This is a genomic window from Sulfitobacter sp. S190, from assembly GCF_025141935.1.
GTDB lineage: Bacteria > Pseudomonadota > Alphaproteobacteria > Rhodobacterales > Rhodobacteraceae > Sulfitobacter.
Genome location: NZ_CP081120.1, coordinates 1,949,219 through 1,964,824, shown reverse-complemented (window position 1 = coordinate 1,964,824; position 15,606 = coordinate 1,949,219). Strand labels below are relative to the sequence as shown.

Below are 15,606 nucleotides of genomic sequence, written 5' to 3'. Positions count from 1 at the left end.
CGCGCTCCTTACTTGTAGGTGACTTTTTTCACGGCTTCGATCACTTCGTCGGTGGTGACGAGCGCGAGTTTTTCGAGATTAGCGGCGTAGGGCATCGGCACGTCCTTGCCCGTGCAGTTGATGACAGGCGCATCGAGATAATCGAACGCCTCCTGCATCACGACAGAGGAGATGTAGTTGCCGACGGACCCTTGCGGCCAGCCCTCCTCGACGGTGACCAACCGGTTCGTCTTCATCACGGATTTGAGGATCGCAGGCGTGTCCATGGGGCGCAGGGTGCGCAGGTCGATGACCTCGGCGTTGATGCCGTCCTCGGCCAGCTTCTCTGCCGCTTCGAGCGCGTAGCTCATTCCGATGCCAAAGCTGACGATTGTCACATCATCGCCTTCACGCCAAATGCGGGCCTTGCCGAAGGGGACGGTATAGTCGTCGATCTCGGGCACGTCAAAGCTGCGGCCGTAGAGAATTTCGTTTTCGAGGAAGATCACGGGGTTGGGATCGCGGATCGCTGTTTTCATCAGGCCTTTGTAATCCGACGCGGCATAGGGCATCGCGACCTTCAGGCCGGGCACCTGCATGTACCATGCCGCGTAATCCTGGCTGTGCTGGGCGCCCACGCGGGCGGCTGCACCATTGGGTCCGCGGAAAACCATTGGCGCACCCATCTGACCGCCCGACATGTAAAGCGTCTTGGCGGCGGAGTTGATGATCTGGTCAATCGCCTGCATGGCGAAGTTGAAGGTCATGAACTCGACGATCGGTTTCAGGCCACCAAAGGCTGCACCGACGCCGATCCCGGCAAATCCGTGTTCTGTGATGGGGGTGTCGATAACACGCTTGGGGCCGAATTCGTCCAACATGCCCTGCGTGATCTTGTAGGCACCTTGGTATTCGGCAACCTCTTCGCCCATGACAAAGACGTTTTCGTCGGTGCGCATTTCTTCGGCCATGCCGTCGCGCAGCGCCTCGCGCACCGTTTGTTGTTTGAACGTGGTGCCTTCGGGCCAGTCGGGCGATGTGTCGACCTGCGGCTCCGGATGCGCCATGCCTGCGGCGGGTGCGTCTTCGGAGCTTTGTGCCTGATCTGCGGGGGCAGGGGCGGAGGCGGGTTGCGACGCGGCGCTGTCGATGTCAGAGGCATCTTCGCCCTCTTCCAGCAGCACGGCAATGGGAGTGTTGACCTTCACGCCCTCAGTGCCCTCTTCGATCAGGATCTTGCCAATGGTCCCTTCGTCGACGGCTTCGAACTCCATCGTCGCCTTGTCGGTTTCGATTTCGGCCATGATGTCGCCGGAGTTGACGGTGTCGCCCTCCTTGACCAGCCATTTCGCGAGGGTGCCTTCTTCCATGGTGGGGCTGAGGGCGGGCATCAGAATTTCGGTTGCCATTGATCAAGCCTCCTGCGGGATTTCGTCGGCGTAAATATCGGTCCAGAGCTCTTCGAGCGCCGGTTCGGGCGATGTTTTGGCAAATTCGGCACTGTCATTCACGATGCCTTTGATTTCCTTGTCGATCGCTTTCAAATCGTCCTCGCTTGCATGCTTGCCGGTCAGCAGCAGATTGCGCACGGCTTCGATCGGGTCGCGCTCGTCGCGCATCTTCTGGACTTCCTCGCGGGTCCGGTACTTTGCGGGGTCCGACATCGAGTGGCCGCGGTAACGGTATGTCTTGATCTCGAGAATGTAGGGCCCTTTGCCTGCACGGCAGTGGGCAACGGCCGTCTCGCCTGCGGCCTTGACCGCCAGAACGTCCATGCCGTCAACGGCCTCGCCCGGGATGCCGAACGATTTGCCGCGTTCCCAGATTTCTGCGCTGGAGGTGGAGCGTTGCTGTGATGTGCCCATGGCGTATTGGTTGTTTTCGATTACGAAGATGCACGGCAGTTTCCACAGGGCGGCCATGTTGAACGTCTCGTACACTTGGCCCTGGTTCGCCGCGCCGTCGCCGAAATAGGTGAAGGTGACGTTATCGTTGCCGCGGTATTGGTCGGAAAACGCGAGGCCCGCACCCAACGGCACCTGCGCCGCAACGATGCCGTGGCCGCCGTAGAAATGCTTCTCCTTGGAGAACATGTGCATGGAGCCGCCCTTGCCTTTTGAGTAGCCACCTTCGCGGCCCGTCAGCTCGGCCATCACGCCGTTGGGGTCCATGCCGCAGGCCAGCATGTGACCGTGGTCGCGGTAAGAGGTGACGCGCTTGTCGCCTTCCTTCGCCGCAGCCTCAAGGCCCACGACAACCGCTTCCTGACCGATATAGAGGTGACAAAAGCCGCCGATCAGACCCATGCCATAAAGCTGGCCTGCCTTTTCTTCGAACCGGCGGATCAACAGCATGTCGCGGTAATAGGCCTTCAACTCGTCAGCCGAAACATTCGGCTTGTCCGCGGCCTTGGTGGTCGCCTTTTTGGCTGCCATGGTACATTCCTCCCTAGCGCACCCACTCTCGGTACGCGGATATAGTTTAATGCTAAACCATCCTATAGCGGATTCGGTTCCGCATTGCTATGGCACCGGATGCAACTCAGCTATGCAGCGGATGACGCTACGTCTTTCGGGATCGGCGGCGGGTGAAAGCCGGAATGAAACGCGTGGGTCAGCGGATGACGATTTCGTCCGCGCGGACCATACCCAACACCTTGCGGGTGCGCTCATCAAGCAGGTCGAGATCGAGATAATCGTCAGAAAGTCGCCGCGTGAGGTTCTCCATCCGCGCGACATCGGCGTTGACCGCGTCGAGCTGGATGCGCAGATCAGCGGCTTCGGCAAGGATTTCGGCACGGCGAAAGAGGCCAAAGTCACCCTGCACGGCTGCAAACGTGAAATACAGGCTCAGTGCGAACGCAATTGCGAAGAAAATCAGCGGGCCAAATGCCGGTCTGCTCATGATGTCTGCCTCTGACGGCCCCTCTTGATCGGGGGCATGAGACGGTTATGGCATAGATGATTCGTGCTGTGAATCCCCTTTAACCAAAGGCGATCCACTTTTTTGACCCTGCGGCAGCTGTGCCGAGGTGTCAGGCGCGCAATGCTGCAACACCCGGCAGTTCCTTGCCCTCCATCCACTCCAGAAATGCACCGCCCGCGGTAGAGATATAGGTGAAATCATCGGCTGCACCGGCCTGGTTCAACGCGGCAACGGTATCACCGCCGCCGGCTACGGCGATGAGCGCGCCCGCTTTGGTCTGCGCTGCCGCGGCCCGGGCTGCTGCAACGGTGGCGGTGTCGAAAGGTGGTATTTCGAAAGCCCCCATCGGGCCGTTCCAGATCAGCGTTTTGAGCCCTTCGAAGGCGGATTTGACCAACGCGATCGTATCGGGGCCTGCATCAAGCACCATCTGGTCGTCATCGAGCTTTGTGCCGTTGTCCAACGCAATGACCTTGTGATCGGCGCCGCTCTTGAAGGCTTTCGACACCAGTCCGTCAACCGGCAACAGCACCCGGCAACCGGATTTTTCGGCCTGTGCCATGATGTCCTTGGCCGTGTCGAAGTAATCGGGCTCCTGCAAAGACGCTCCCAGTTGCGCGCCCTGCGCGGCAAGAAACGTGTTGGCCATGCCGCCACCGATCACCAGAAGGTCCAGCTTGCCGACAAGATTTTCCAACAGCGCGATCTTGGTCGATACCTTCGCGCCACCCACGACGGCCCCGACGGGACGTTCCGGCGCGGCGAGCGCGGCCTCGAGGGCGGAAAGCTCCGCTTGCATCAGACGTCCCGCACAGGCGGGAAGGGCCCGAGCAATCGCTTCTGTCGACGCATGCGCGCGGTGGGCGGCGGAAAACGCATCGTTGCAATAGACATCGCCGAGGTCGGCCAGACGCGCCGCAAAGTCCGGGTCGTTGGCTTCTTCGCCAGGATAGAACCGGATGTTTTCCAGCAGCGACAGCGTGGGTGTGTCCTGCATTGCTTCGGCGGCTTCCAGTGTTTCGATAAAAGTGATGTCCTGACCGAGTGCGTTCTGCAATGCGGGCAGGATCTGACGCAGGCTCATGTCAGGGACGGTTTTGCCCTTGGGGCGCCCAAAATGCGCCAGCAGCATCGGTTTGCCACCCTTTTGCAGGATATCGGTCACCGTGGGAACAATCCGGTCGATGCGGGTGGTGTCCGTGACACGACCGTCCTCGACGGGGACATTGATATCGACACGCACCAGGACCCGTTTGCCCAACAGATCCATATCGTCCAGCGATTTCCAGCCCATGGTCATTCCTTTCAAAAAGCAAGTTTCACGCGTTGTTTTGCCGTTATATCCCCCCGCGTCAATGCGTGGCTTGGCAATCTGCGTCGCGCGGCTTAGGTAACGCGTAACGATTAACCGCAGGAGCGCCCAATGGCCGAGATCAAAGACCCAGAAAACACCATCCTGATGGAGCTCAAGGACGGAACCGTCACCATCCAGCTGTTGCCCGACGTGGCACCCGAACATACCGCCCGCATGAAGGAACTCGCCCGCGCCGGCGCCTATGACAACGTGGCCTTCCACCGGGTGATCGACGGCTTCATGGCCCAGACAGGCGATGTGCAGCACGCCAACATGGAAAAAGACTACAACCCGCGCATGGCGGGGACCGGTGGGTCGGACAAGCCCGATCTGCCCGCAGAATTTTCTAAGATCCCCCATGCCCGTGGCAGTCTGGGCGCGGCGCGTTCCGCGAACCCGAACTCGGCCAACAGCCAGTTTTTCATTAACTTCAAGGACAACGATTTCCTGAACGGTCAATACACCGTCTACGGTCAGGTCATTGAAGGTATGGAGCATGTGGATGCGCTGACGCGCGGCGAACCACCTGCGGATCCTGATCGCATGATCAGCGTCAAGGTGGCCGCAGATGCGTAATCTGTGGATGGCAACCGCTGTGTCGGCTTTGATCGGGACCGGGGCACTGGCTTCCGGTCTGGAGATCGAAATCGCGGGCGAGGCAAACGGCACGGTCAAGATTGACCTGTTGGAAGACGTGGCACCCCAGCACGTGGAACGCATCACCACGCTCGCAGAGCAGGGCGCGTATGACGGCGTCGTGTTCCACCGCGTGATTGACGGCTTCATGGCACAAACTGGTGACGTTCAGTTTGGCAAGGTCGGCGCAGATACGCGTCGGGCCGGAACGGGCGGATCGGACATGCCGGACCTGCCAGCCGAGTTTTCTGACGTGGCCTATGAAAAAGGCGTCGTTGGCATGGCGCGGGCGCAAAACCCCGATTCTGCCAACAGCCAGTTCTTCATCATGTTTGATGAGGCGCCCTTCCTGAACGGCCAGTACACCGTTGTGGGCAAGGTCACCGAAGGACAGGACGTCGTCGACGCGATCAAGCGCGGCACAGGTGGAAACGGCGCAGTTGTCGGCGATCCCGATGTGATGCAAAAAGTGACAGTGGTCGAGTAAGTATTACTGCGACATGATTGATGGAAGAGGCGTCCCGCTAGGGGCGCCTTTTTTGTATCTGGCGTTCCCTTCCCATGACCTGCTGGTCGCAAAACGAAAAAAGCCGCAGGCGTTTGGCCTGCGGCAATTAAAAATTCGGAATTTGAGATCCGGATCAGGAGGCCGGGTTGGCCTTCGCCGGGGCGCTCTTTGCGCCGGGGTTCAACGGATCGTCCTGACGTTGGACCGACCCTTCGAAATGCGCACCGGATTCGATCGCGATTGTCTTGTGGATGATGTCACCCTCGACGCGGGCCGTCGATGTCAGACGCACCTTGAGACCGCGCACGCGCCCTACGATACGGCCGTTGATGACAACGTCATCGGCAATCACTTCACCCTTGATCGTGGCCGTTTCACCGATGGTCAGCAGGTGCGCACGAATATCGCCTTCCACCGTGCCCTCGACCTGGATGTCGCCGGTCGTCTTCATGTTTCCGGTGACATGCAGGTCCGACGACAGAATCGATGCGGGTGGCTTGGCCTTGGGGGCGCTTGCCTTGAATTCGTTCGATTTCGGCGCAGGTGCGGGCGACGCGGGCGCCGCAGAAGTCGGTGCCGACGAAGGGGAATCGCTGCTACCGGGCGCGGGATCGTTGATTTTGCTCTTAGAAAACATCGTTAGCTGCCTTGATATAGATCATTGGGTTGACGGCCTTACCACCTACGCGCACTTCGTAGTGCAAATGCACGCCGGTGACCCGTCCTGATGCACCCATATCACCGATCCGCTGGCCGCGCGACACTCTTTGTCCGACCTTCACGCGCATTTTTGACATATGTGCGTAGCGGGTTTCGATGCCGAACTCATGCTGGATCTTGACGAGACGGCCATAGCCCGACCCCCAACCTGCATGGGTGACGACACCATCCGCGGTAGCATAAAGCGGCGTACCCAGTCCGGCGGCGAAATCAACGCCCTGGTGCATGCGGCGTCCGCCTGTCTTGGGATCGCGGCGGAAACCGAATTTCGAGGTAAAGCGGAAGTTGTCCTGCACCGGATTGAAGAATGGCGCCTTGGAAGCGGCAATCCGGTAGAGGTTCAATTTGTCCATCTGGTTCAACAACCGGTTCGCGCGCAGTGTATCGGGCGAGGGGGGCTCGCCCCGCGTTGTAAAGCTCAGAGGCGTCAGCGGACCACCTTGACCAGAGTACCCACGGCGCACCGTCTCGAGGATGCGATCGGTCGGCATGCCGGCAGAGCGGAACATCTTGTCCAGCGGCGCGACAGAAACGCTCATCGCTTCCTCAAGCTGGCGGAAAATCGTGTCGTTCTGTTCCTGCATCTGCGCGATCTTGGCGGCCATTTCGTCGGCCTGCAAAAGCGCGTCTTGCGCGTCTTCGATCACCTGATCGCGTTCTTTTGCTGTACGGGCCAGCGCGTCTGCGAGAAAATCGACAGGGGCGTTGCTCGCGGCGATCTGCACCGTGCCGTCACCACCTTCTTCGATCGCGGCCAGACGGGTGCGCGCTTCTTCACGCTGCTTCATCGTATCGCGCAGGGTCGTCTGGATCACGTCAATACCGGTTTCCAGCTCGCGGCGGCGCGTCTCGGAGGACAGCAATTCCGATTGCATCACCGAGATCTGTGCCAGTGCGGCGTTGAAGCGTTCCTGCGCGGCAAGCGCTTCTTCGGCACGCGCGTCACGCTGGCCGCTCAGATCGTTGAGCCGGGCCTGATAGGTGCGCTGATCGCGCTTTGCCTGTTCGCGGAAATTGCCCGATCCGATGCTGTCCATCAGGATCACGGCGGTTGCGATAATGGCCCAACCGACCAGCAAAGACGCACCCGCAAGCGCGATGAGCTGTGTTCCTGGTCGAAGGCGAATGAAACGTGTGTCGTTGTCGGATTTCAGAAAAACGCGCCGTTCGGGAAAGTATTTTTCCAGTATGGCATGAGTCTTGATAGCGAGCTGTGTGCGCACGTCTTGTATTTCCCTCTGTCCCGTCAACTTGCCAGAACCGTGTGTCCCTCGCGGTTCCGTTAACACAACTGCAATATCCAGCGCAGGGCGTACGGGCAACCCTTCTGACCCGGTTGCGCTGAACTGGGCCTATGAGCGATGTATTTTGGCAAAAATCCGCCTATTCCAATGCCTTGACAATCCCGGGCCTACGCCCCCTCGGCGAGGGGCCAGTAGAAATCGGGTGGAATACCGGCTTCGGCGCGCTTTTCTTCGTTGAATGGCGGTTTGAGCGCCCCGTGAAAATACTGTCTGACGAGGGCGTGAAACTTCTGGGTCGGGTCCAGTTCGTGACGCCCGCACAGGAAATGGAACCACTTCGATCCGTAGGCCACGTGATGGACCTCTTCGGCGTAAATGACCTCCAGCGCCTCGACCGCAGATGTGGCCTTGGCCTGTTTGAATATCTTGATCATCCCCGGTGTCACGTCGAGCCCGCGCGCCTCGAGAACCATCGGCACCACGGCCAGACGGCCCATGAAATCATCGACCGTGTCTTCGGCGGCGCGCCACATGCCCGCATGCGCCGGCAGGGCGCCGTAGTGGCTGCCGAACTCTTCAAGACAATCGCACATCAGATTGAAATGCTTGGATTCTTCATCCGCAGCCTTCACCCAGTCATCATAGTAACCGATGGGCATCGGCACGTCGGAAAACCGTGCAATGATATCCCAGTGCAGGTCGACGGCGTTCAGCTCGATGTGCGCCACGGCGTGCAAAAGCGCGATGCGCCCCTCGGGCGTACCGGGGCGGCGGCGCGGCACGTCACGCGGGCTGAGCAGTTCGGGCTTTGCCGGGCGGGCGGGGTGCAGCGGTGGATCGGCATGCCCGATCTCGGGCGTGCCACCCTCTGCCCGCGCTGCACGCCACTGTGCAGCGTAGGACCTGCTCAGCGCCGTTTTCTCGCGTCCGTCGGCCGTGCGCAGCACGTCCTCAGCCATCTGGGCAAGGGGCTTCACAGCGCCTTCACCGCCTCGAGCACTTCTTCGACGTGACCGGGCACTTTGACCTTGCGCCAGATACGGGCGACGTTGCCTTGGGCGTCGACCAGATATGTCGCCCGCTCGATACCCATCGATTTCTTGCCGTACATGTTTTTCTCGACCCAGACGCCGTAGTCTTCGGTGACATTTCCTTCTTCGTCGGACAGAAGTGGCACGGCAAGCCCATGCTTTGCCGCGAACCGGTCGTGTTTGGCCATGCTGTCGCGGGAGATGCCGAAGACCTTGGCGCCAGCGGCCTCGAATGCCTCGAGGTGTTCCGAAAAACCGATGCTTTCCTTGGTGCAGCCCGGCGTGTCATCGCGCGGATAGAAAAACAGGACCACCGGCGCGCCCTTCAACTCGGATAAGGTGACAGAACCGCCGCCGGTGACGGGCAGGGTAAAATCGGGGGCGGGCTGGGAAATATCTGGCATTCTGTGTCCTTCACGATCGGCTGATTGTCGCAAGCGCCGCCTTGGAAGCGCTGCGGCTTGCTGTCATAGTAGGTGCGTGAGGGCAAAGGTAAACAGCGTGGCCGAGATGTTTTGGTCCGCCTCAATGAATGGCACCCCGTCAAGACGATGACCCAGCAAAGCGCAGAGCCCAAGGTGCCGCCGCCCGCGCAAAAGCCGCGCATACGCAAACGGCGTCATATGGCCCATGGGGTTGTGAATGCGCTGTGGTCGTTGCTGGTGCTGGTCGTTGTTTTGCTGGTCCTCGGCGTGGTCTGGTTGTTTGACGGGCCGCGCGACGTGCCTGCATGGATGGAGCGGCGGATCGAGGCGCGGCTGGCGCGCGAATTGCCCAACGCACAGGTCGATTTCGGCGATGTGCAGTTCCTGATCGAAGAAGGCTGGAAACCGCGATTGCGGTTGCGCGATGTCTCCGTGCTCAGTGAAGGCGGCGGTGAGATCATGCGCTTTTCCGAGGCGCAGATCGCGGCATCTGTCGCAGCGCTTGCCGAGGGCCGGTTGCAGCCCGCTCAGGTGTCCCTGCGTGGCGTTTTCGCGACAATCGTTCGCACAGAGGATGGCCAGTTCGAGTTGTCCGGCGGCACGACGCTTTCGGGGCCGTCGCGACGGGCCGAAAACCTCGGCTCGCTGATCAAGCAGATCGACGACGTGCTGGCCACACCCGTGCTCGCGTCGCTGGACCGCGCGACGCTGCGGGGGCTGACACTGCAATTCATCGACCGGCGGGCCGAAAAGGTCTGGACGCTCGATGGGGGCCGCATCATTGCCGAACGCGATGGCGACGATCTGTCTATCATTGCGGATTTGGCCGTGTTGGGCGACAGCCCCGGGGTGACGACACTGGCCGCCAATTTCACCAGCACCATTGGCGCGCCGGAAGCGCAGTTCGGCGTGACAATCGATGGGGCGTCGGGCGCGGATATCGCCCAGCAAAGCCCGGCATTCGCGTTTCTCGATATCGTGCGCGCCCCGATTTCGGGCGCGGTGCGCAGTGGCGTGCGCGCGAATGGTACGCTCGCGCCGCTCAGCGCAACCTTGCAGATCGGCAAGGGCGTTGTGCAGCCCAACGAACAGACGACCCCGATCCCGTTCGAATCTGCACATGCGTATATGAGCTATGATGCCGCCAGCGGTCTTGTGCAGTTTGACGAGCTTTCCGTCGTCAGCCCTTGGGTGACAGGAAGCGCGGAGGGTACTGCAACGCTCAAAGGGCTGCGGTCCGGGCAACTGGAAAGCATGGTCGGGCAGTTCGTGCTCAGTGACGTGACCGCAAATCCCGCAAATGTCTATGCGACGGCCGTTGATCTGGAACGCGTCGAGGTTGACGCGCGGCTGACGCTTGATCCTTTCCGGCTCGAGATCGGCAGGCTGGACATCACCGACCGGGGCAACACCGCACGGGGTTTCGGCAATCTAACTGCACAGTCCGATGGCTGGGCGCTGGCCTTTGATGCGCGGATCGACGCGGTCACGCCCGAGCGGATTCTCGAGCTGTGGCCTTTGGGCGCAAAGCCGAAAACGCGGGGCTGGTTGACCGACAACCTGTTGGAGGCGCGTATCCGCGATGCCGATTTCGCGCTGCGGCTGGAACCCAAACAGAAACCGGTCAGCTATTTCGCCTTCGATTTCGATGAGGCGACCGTCAAATTCCTGCGCGACATGCCCCCCATCACCAAAGGTGAGGGCACGGTCAACCTTGCCCAGAACCGATTTGTCGTTTCGGTCGACAGCGGCGAGGTCGAGACCGGAGCGGGCGGCACCGTCGCGATGGAGGCGTCGTCCTTCATTATTCCGGATGTATCGGTCAAACCGGATGCGCCCGCGGTGGTGCGGCTGCGCACCCGATCGAGCCTGACGGCCGCGTTGTGGTTGCTCGACCGTGAGCCGATCCGCGCCATGCAACGCAGCGGTCTGACGCCGGATTTGGGGCAGGGTGAGGCGGTGCTCGAGGGCACAATCGGGTTCCCGCTGCGCAAAGGCGGATCTCCGGCTGACGTGACCTTTGATGTCGTCGGGCGGATCGACAATCTGCAAAGCGACACGCTTATCGCCGGTCGCAGTCTGAGCAGTGATCGCATGACGCTGTCGGCCAACAACGACGGTGTGTCATTATCGGGGGCGGGGCGGCTGGATGGTCTGCCTTTCGACGCGACATGGCGTCAGCCCATAGGGGCAGGGTCGGCCACGAGCACCGTGCGCGGGACCGCACGTGTGTCGCCCGCAGCCCTTCAGGCGTTCGACATCGCCTTGCCGGACGGCACCCTTTCGGGTGAGACGGCGGCTGCGTTCACCATCGATCTGGCACGCGGACAGGCGCCGCGCCTGAACCTGACGTCCCAACTGCAAGGTCTGCGTTTGAATATTCCTCCGCTCGGCTGGTCAAAACCCGCAGGCAGGGGCGGTGAACTGGCGATGTCCGTTACGCTGGGATCGGCGCCACAGGTCGACAGCATCCGCCTGAGTGCGGCGGGGCTGTCGGTGAACGGTCGGATCAGTCTCGCGGCGGGGGGCGGGCTGGAAAGGTTCCGGATCGAGCGATTGCGATTGGGGGACTGGCTTGATGTACCGGTGGATCTTATCGGGCAGGGGGCGGGGCGGCCCCCTCGGGTGGTGATCCGTGGCGGCAGGCTCGACATGCGGCGCGCGGACTTCGGTGGTGGCGCATCAAACAGCGGTGGTTCACGCGGCGGCGCACAGCAGGTGGAGATCAATCTCGACCGGCTGCAGATCACGGATACGATCTTTCTGTCGCAAATGCGGGGCATCTTCAAAACCGGCGGAGGGCTGGACGGTCCGTTTCAGGCGCGGCTGAACGACGGAACGCAAATTTCGGGACGCATCGTGCCGCAAAACGGACGCTCGGCCATTCGGGTCACCAGCCAGGATGCGGGCGGCGTCTTCCGGTCTGCGGGTGTTTTGCAACAGGCGGTGGGCGGCAAGATGAACCTGCTTTTGCTGCCGGTCGGAAGCGGCGGCGCCTTCGATGGGCGGCTGACCGTAACGGAGGTATCGATCAAGGACGCTCCCTCCATGGCGGCACTGGTCAATGCCGTATCGGTTGTGGGCCTGATCAACGAGATGAACGGCGATGGGATCTACTTTGACGAGGTCGAGGCCGAATTCCGGCTGACGCCCAACCGGATGACGCTCGCCCGGGCAAGCGCAATAGGTGCGTCGCTCGGCCTGTCGATGGATGGCACCTTTGCGACCGACACCGGACGCATCAACATGCAGGGCGTCATTTCGCCGGTATACCTGCTCAATGGCATCGGTCAGCTGTTTTCGCGCAAGGGCGAAGGCCTGTTCGGGTTTAACTACACGCTGACGGGAAATGCCAAATCGCCGGATGTTTTCGTCAACCCGCTATCGGCTCTGGCCCCCGGTCCGCTGCGCGATGCCCTGCGCGGTCCGCAGACCGAATTGCCCGCCGTAGAGGGGAGTGAAAGCACTGTTCTGCCGAGCCGGCAACAGACCCGCCAAAAAAGGATTGAACCGCACGATCGGGAACGATAGGGCGCGGCCATGAAGCTATCTGATTTTGATTTTGACCTGCCCGAAAACCTGATTGCGGTGCGTCCGGCCGAGCCGCGTTCAGCGGCCCGCCTGCTTGTGGCGGACGGTGACGGCCTGCACGACAGCATCGTGCATGAGCTGACCGATTGGTTGCGTCCGGGCGATCGGCTGGTGCTGAACGATACGCGTGTCATCCCAGCGCGTCTGGCGGGATTGCGCCACCGCGACAGCGCGCAGGGCGCCGTGTCAGCCCGGATCGAGGCCACCTTGCTGGAGCCGCAAGCGGACGGAACCTGGGCCGCACTCATCAAGCCCCTGAAGAAAATAAGGATCGGAGAAGAGATCATCTTTTCCGAATGCCTGTCTGCGGCGTTGGAGGCTGTGGAGTACGGTCAGGCGCGGCTGCGGTTCAATCTGTCGGGGGATGACTTTGACACGGCCCTGAACGACGCGGGCGCGATGCCGCTGCCCCCCTATATCGCCGCAAAACGGCCAGCCGACGCAAAGGACCTCGAGGATTACCAGACCGTCTGGGCCAAAAACAAAGGCGCGGTTGCTGCGCCGACGGCATCGTTGCACTTCGATCAGCCGCTGCTCGATGCGCTTGCCGATAGGGGCGTGAGCTTCAGCTATGTGACCTTGCACGTGGGTGCGGGGACGTTCCTGCCGGTCAAGGTCGACGATATCAGCGATCATAAGATGCATAGCGAATGGGGCAGGGTGAGCCAGACCGCGGCGGATGAAATTACCGCCACACGCGCCGCCGGTGGCCGGGTGATCCCCGTCGGCACCACGGCATTGCGGTTGATCGAGACGGCCGCCCGCGACGGTGCAATCACAGCCTGGGAAGGCGATACCGACATCTTCATCACACCGGGTTTCCGGTTCAACGTGACCGATGCGCTGATGACAAACTTCCATCTGCCGAAATCGACGCTGATGATGCTTGTCGCTGCATTGGTCGGCCATGACCGGCTGCGGGCGATATACGACCATGCTGTCGCGCAGGAATACCGGTTTTTCTCCTACGGCGACGCGTCGCTGTTGATCCCGGGCGCGTAAGCGACCGCCGGTGTCGTCAATAGGCGGGACCATCCTTTCCCGCCGCATTTAGGGGTGGGGTACACATCACTCCGATCAAGACGGGAGACGCGCCATGTTCCAAGTCCTCTCCAGCGCCTGGGCGCTGCTGCTGGGAATGAGCCTTTTGATGGTTGGCAATGGCATGCAAGGCACATTGCTGGGCATCCGTGGCCAGATCGAAGGCTTCGACACGCTGATGATGTCGGTGGTCATGTCGGCGTATTTCGTGGGCTTTCTGGGCGGATCGCGGCTTGCGCCGACGATGATCCGGCGCGTGGGGCACGTGCGCGTTTTCGCGGCGCTGGCGTCTTTGATCTCGGCCGTGATGATCCTCTATCCGACGTTTCCCAACATCATCGTCTGGACTGCGGGCAGGGTGCTGATCGGCTTTTGCTTTTCCGCCGTTTACGTCACGGCCGAAAGCTGGCTCAACAACGCGGCGGACAATTCCAACCGGGGCCAGGCACTATCGCTCTATATGATCGTGCAGACGCTTGGCATCGTTCTGGCGCAGGCGCTGCTGGTCACGGCGGATCCCTCCGGCTTTGTGCTGTTCGTGATCCCGTCAATTCTGGTGAGCATTGCAATCACCCCCATTCTTCTGTCGATCAGCCCGACGCCCGCATTCGATACGACCAAACCGATGAGCCTTCGGGCGCTTGTCGGGTTTTCGCCCCTTGGTGCGGTGGGGATGTTCCTGCTGGGTGGCATATTCTCGGCGCAGTTCGGCATGTCGTCGGTTTACGGTGCACAGGCGGGATTGAGCGTTGCGCAGATTTCGACCTTCGTGGCGACCTTCTTTGTGGGCGCGGTCATCCTGCAGTACCCGATCGGGTGGATTTCGGACCGTATGGATCGTCGGTATCTGATCATCGCCGTGTCGGTCATCGGTGGTGCGGGATCGGTGATCGGCATGCTTTACGGCGCAAACTTTCCGATGCTGCTGGTGTCTGCATTCGTCATGGGCGGCATGTCAAACCCGCTTTATTCGCTTCTTCTGGCCCACACGAACGATTTTCTCGAACATGACGATATGACTGCCGCGTCGGGGGGATTGATATTCATCAACGGGCTGGGGGCCATCCTTGGCCCGATCATCACCGGTTGGATCATGGGAACAAGCGTCGGTCCCGCAGGCTTCTTCCTGTTCACGGCTGTCCTTTTCGCCGCGATGGTCGCCTACGCGCTGTTCCGCTCGATTGTTGCCGATGCGGTGCCGGTGGATGAAACGGGTAGTTACGTGGCCGTTGGCCCGACCGCGACCAGCGTCGCACTGGAGATCGCGCAGGAATACGCCATCGAAAGCGATCTGGAAGACGTCGAAAGCGAGCAAAACGGATAAAACCGTCTCTGAAAGGAAACACCGGGCCGCAAAGTGAACGCGGGCGCGATGATTATGTCGGTTTTGTTGCAAATTGTTTGTTTTACCTAGGGTTAATATATCCTTAACTGGCGTGGAGAGGCCGCGCTGAAAAAGGAGAGCGTCATGGTTGGTCCCGATGAAGTGTTGAGCTTCTGGCTCGACGAGATTGGTCCGAAGGGCTGGTATGCAACGGACGAGGCATTGGATGCGCGCATCCGGTCCGAGTTCGGTGAAGTCTGGCAAGCTGCCGCAGACGGGGCGCTTGGCCTATGGCTGACCTACCCAAGCGGCACACTCGCTTACCTGATCGTGACCGACCAGTTTTCGCGTAACATGCACCGCGATGATGGCGCCGCCTTCATGCTCGACGGTGCCGCTCTGGCGGCGGCCAAGCTCGCCATCCAGAAAGGGTGGGACTTCAAGATCGACGAACCCGCGCGGCAGTTTTTCTATTTGCCGCTGATGCACTCGGAAAACCTGTGCGATCAGGAGCGGTGCATCCGGCTGATTTGCGAACGCATGCCGGAAACCGGGGAAAGCCAGCTTTTGCATGCGAAGGCCCACCGCGAGGTGATCCGCCAGTTCGGTCGCTTCCCGCACCGCAATGACGTGCTGGACCGCTGCGATACCGGCGCGGAGCGCGCCTATGAGGCAGCCGGCGGCTACGGCCAGACGGTGCGTCAACTCCAGCAGGGCGTCGCCGCCTGAAGATTGCGCGTGTCGCGGCTCGGCCGGGACACGCATAGCAGCCATTCGATTCTCGCCATTGTGACCTGAGGGTGTATAGTTTAACGGTAAACTATATTT

General features: G+C 60.9%; 14 protein-coding genes. 6 read left to right on the top strand and 8 right to left on the bottom strand.

What is annotated here, in order from left to right; translation table 11 throughout:
- Nucleotides 1–8 precede the first annotated feature (8 nt).
- From K3756_RS09915 to K3756_RS09900, 4 genes are all read right to left on the bottom strand, one after another.
- Entirely contained in the window at nucleotides 9–1,388 is a 1,380-nt protein-coding gene (locus K3756_RS09915) for a pyruvate dehydrogenase complex E1 component subunit beta (protein WP_259987025.1), read from the bottom strand.
- A gap of 3 nt (nucleotides 1,389–1,391) precedes the next feature.
- Entirely contained in the window at nucleotides 1,392–2,414 is a 1,023-nt protein-coding gene (gene pdhA / locus K3756_RS09910) for a pyruvate dehydrogenase (acetyl-transferring) E1 component subunit alpha (protein ID WP_259987024.1), read from the bottom strand.
- Between the two features lie 178 nt (nucleotides 2,415–2,592).
- Complete coding sequence (locus K3756_RS09905; RefSeq protein WP_259987023.1) at nucleotides 2,593–2,883, bottom strand: septum formation initiator family protein; 291 nt, start codon at nucleotides 2,881–2,883, stop codon at nucleotides 2,593–2,595.
- Nucleotides 2,884–3,013: 130 nt separating this feature from the next.
- Nucleotides 3,014–4,198: a phosphoglycerate kinase gene (locus K3756_RS09900; protein ID WP_259987022.1), complete on the bottom strand. Its 1,185-nt coding sequence runs from the start codon at nucleotides 4,196–4,198 to the stop codon at nucleotides 3,014–3,016.
- 129 nt (nucleotides 4,199–4,327) lie between these two features.
- On the opposite strand from K3756_RS09900, the gene K3756_RS09895 reads away from it, so the two are divergent.
- Together K3756_RS09895 and K3756_RS09890 are read left to right on the top strand one after the other, a co-directional pair.
- Nucleotides 4,328–4,834: a peptidylprolyl isomerase gene (locus K3756_RS09895; protein WP_259987021.1), complete on the top strand. Its 507-nt coding sequence runs from the start codon at nucleotides 4,328–4,330 to the stop codon at nucleotides 4,832–4,834.
- A complete protein-coding gene (locus tag K3756_RS09890) occupies nucleotides 4,827–5,381 on the top strand; it encodes a peptidylprolyl isomerase (protein WP_259987020.1) in 555 nt (184 codons plus the stop codon). Before K3756_RS09895 ends, K3756_RS09890 begins: the two co-directional genes overlap by 8 nt.
- 154 nt (nucleotides 5,382–5,535) lie before the next feature.
- Here K3756_RS09890 and K3756_RS09885 read toward each other — a convergent pair whose 3' ends face one another.
- From K3756_RS09885 to K3756_RS09870, 4 genes are all read right to left on the bottom strand, one after another.
- Complete coding sequence (locus tag K3756_RS09885) at nucleotides 5,536–6,039, bottom strand: polymer-forming cytoskeletal protein (protein WP_259987019.1); 504 nt, start codon at nucleotides 6,037–6,039, stop codon at nucleotides 5,536–5,538.
- The gene (locus tag K3756_RS09880; protein ID WP_259987017.1) at nucleotides 6,029–7,345 is read right to left on the bottom strand and encodes a M23 family metallopeptidase; all 1,317 of its coding nucleotides are present in this window, start codon (nucleotides 7,343–7,345) and stop codon (nucleotides 6,029–6,031) included. The genes K3756_RS09885 and K3756_RS09880 overlap by 11 nt, the downstream gene beginning before the upstream one ends.
- Before the next feature lie 188 nt (nucleotides 7,346–7,533).
- Complete coding sequence (locus tag K3756_RS09875) at nucleotides 7,534–8,343, bottom strand: ferritin-like domain-containing protein (RefSeq protein ID WP_259987014.1); 810 nt, start codon at nucleotides 8,341–8,343, stop codon at nucleotides 7,534–7,536.
- A complete protein-coding gene (locus K3756_RS09870; protein ID WP_259987013.1) occupies nucleotides 8,340–8,801 on the bottom strand; it encodes a peroxiredoxin in 462 nt (153 codons plus the stop codon). The genes K3756_RS09875 and K3756_RS09870 overlap by 4 nt, the downstream gene beginning before the upstream one ends.
- A 147-nt stretch (nucleotides 8,802–8,948) precedes the next feature.
- Here K3756_RS09870 and K3756_RS09865 point away from each other — a divergent pair, with 147 nt between their 5' ends.
- The 4 genes from K3756_RS09865 (at nucleotide 8,949) to K3756_RS09850 (ending at nucleotide 15,507) form a co-directional block, all read left to right on the top strand.
- Nucleotides 8,949–12,353 (top strand): DUF3971 domain-containing protein, encoded by a 3,405-nt coding sequence (locus K3756_RS09865; protein WP_259987012.1) that lies wholly within the window; start codon nucleotides 8,949–8,951, stop codon nucleotides 12,351–12,353.
- A 9-nt stretch (nucleotides 12,354–12,362) separates the two neighbouring features.
- A complete protein-coding gene (queA, locus tag K3756_RS09860; protein WP_259987011.1) occupies nucleotides 12,363–13,415 on the top strand; it encodes a tRNA preQ1(34) S-adenosylmethionine ribosyltransferase-isomerase QueA in 1,053 nt (350 codons plus the stop codon).
- Nucleotides 13,416–13,509: 94 nt separating this feature from the next.
- The gene (locus K3756_RS09855) at nucleotides 13,510–14,778 is read left to right on the top strand and encodes an MFS transporter (protein ID WP_259987010.1); all 1,269 of its coding nucleotides are present in this window, start codon (nucleotides 13,510–13,512) and stop codon (nucleotides 14,776–14,778) included.
- A 144-nt stretch (nucleotides 14,779–14,922) separates the two neighbouring features.
- Complete coding sequence (locus K3756_RS09850; RefSeq protein ID WP_259987008.1) at nucleotides 14,923–15,507, top strand: DUF924 family protein; 585 nt, start codon at nucleotides 14,923–14,925, stop codon at nucleotides 15,505–15,507.
- The last annotated feature ends 99 nt before the right edge of the window (nucleotides 15,508–15,606 follow it).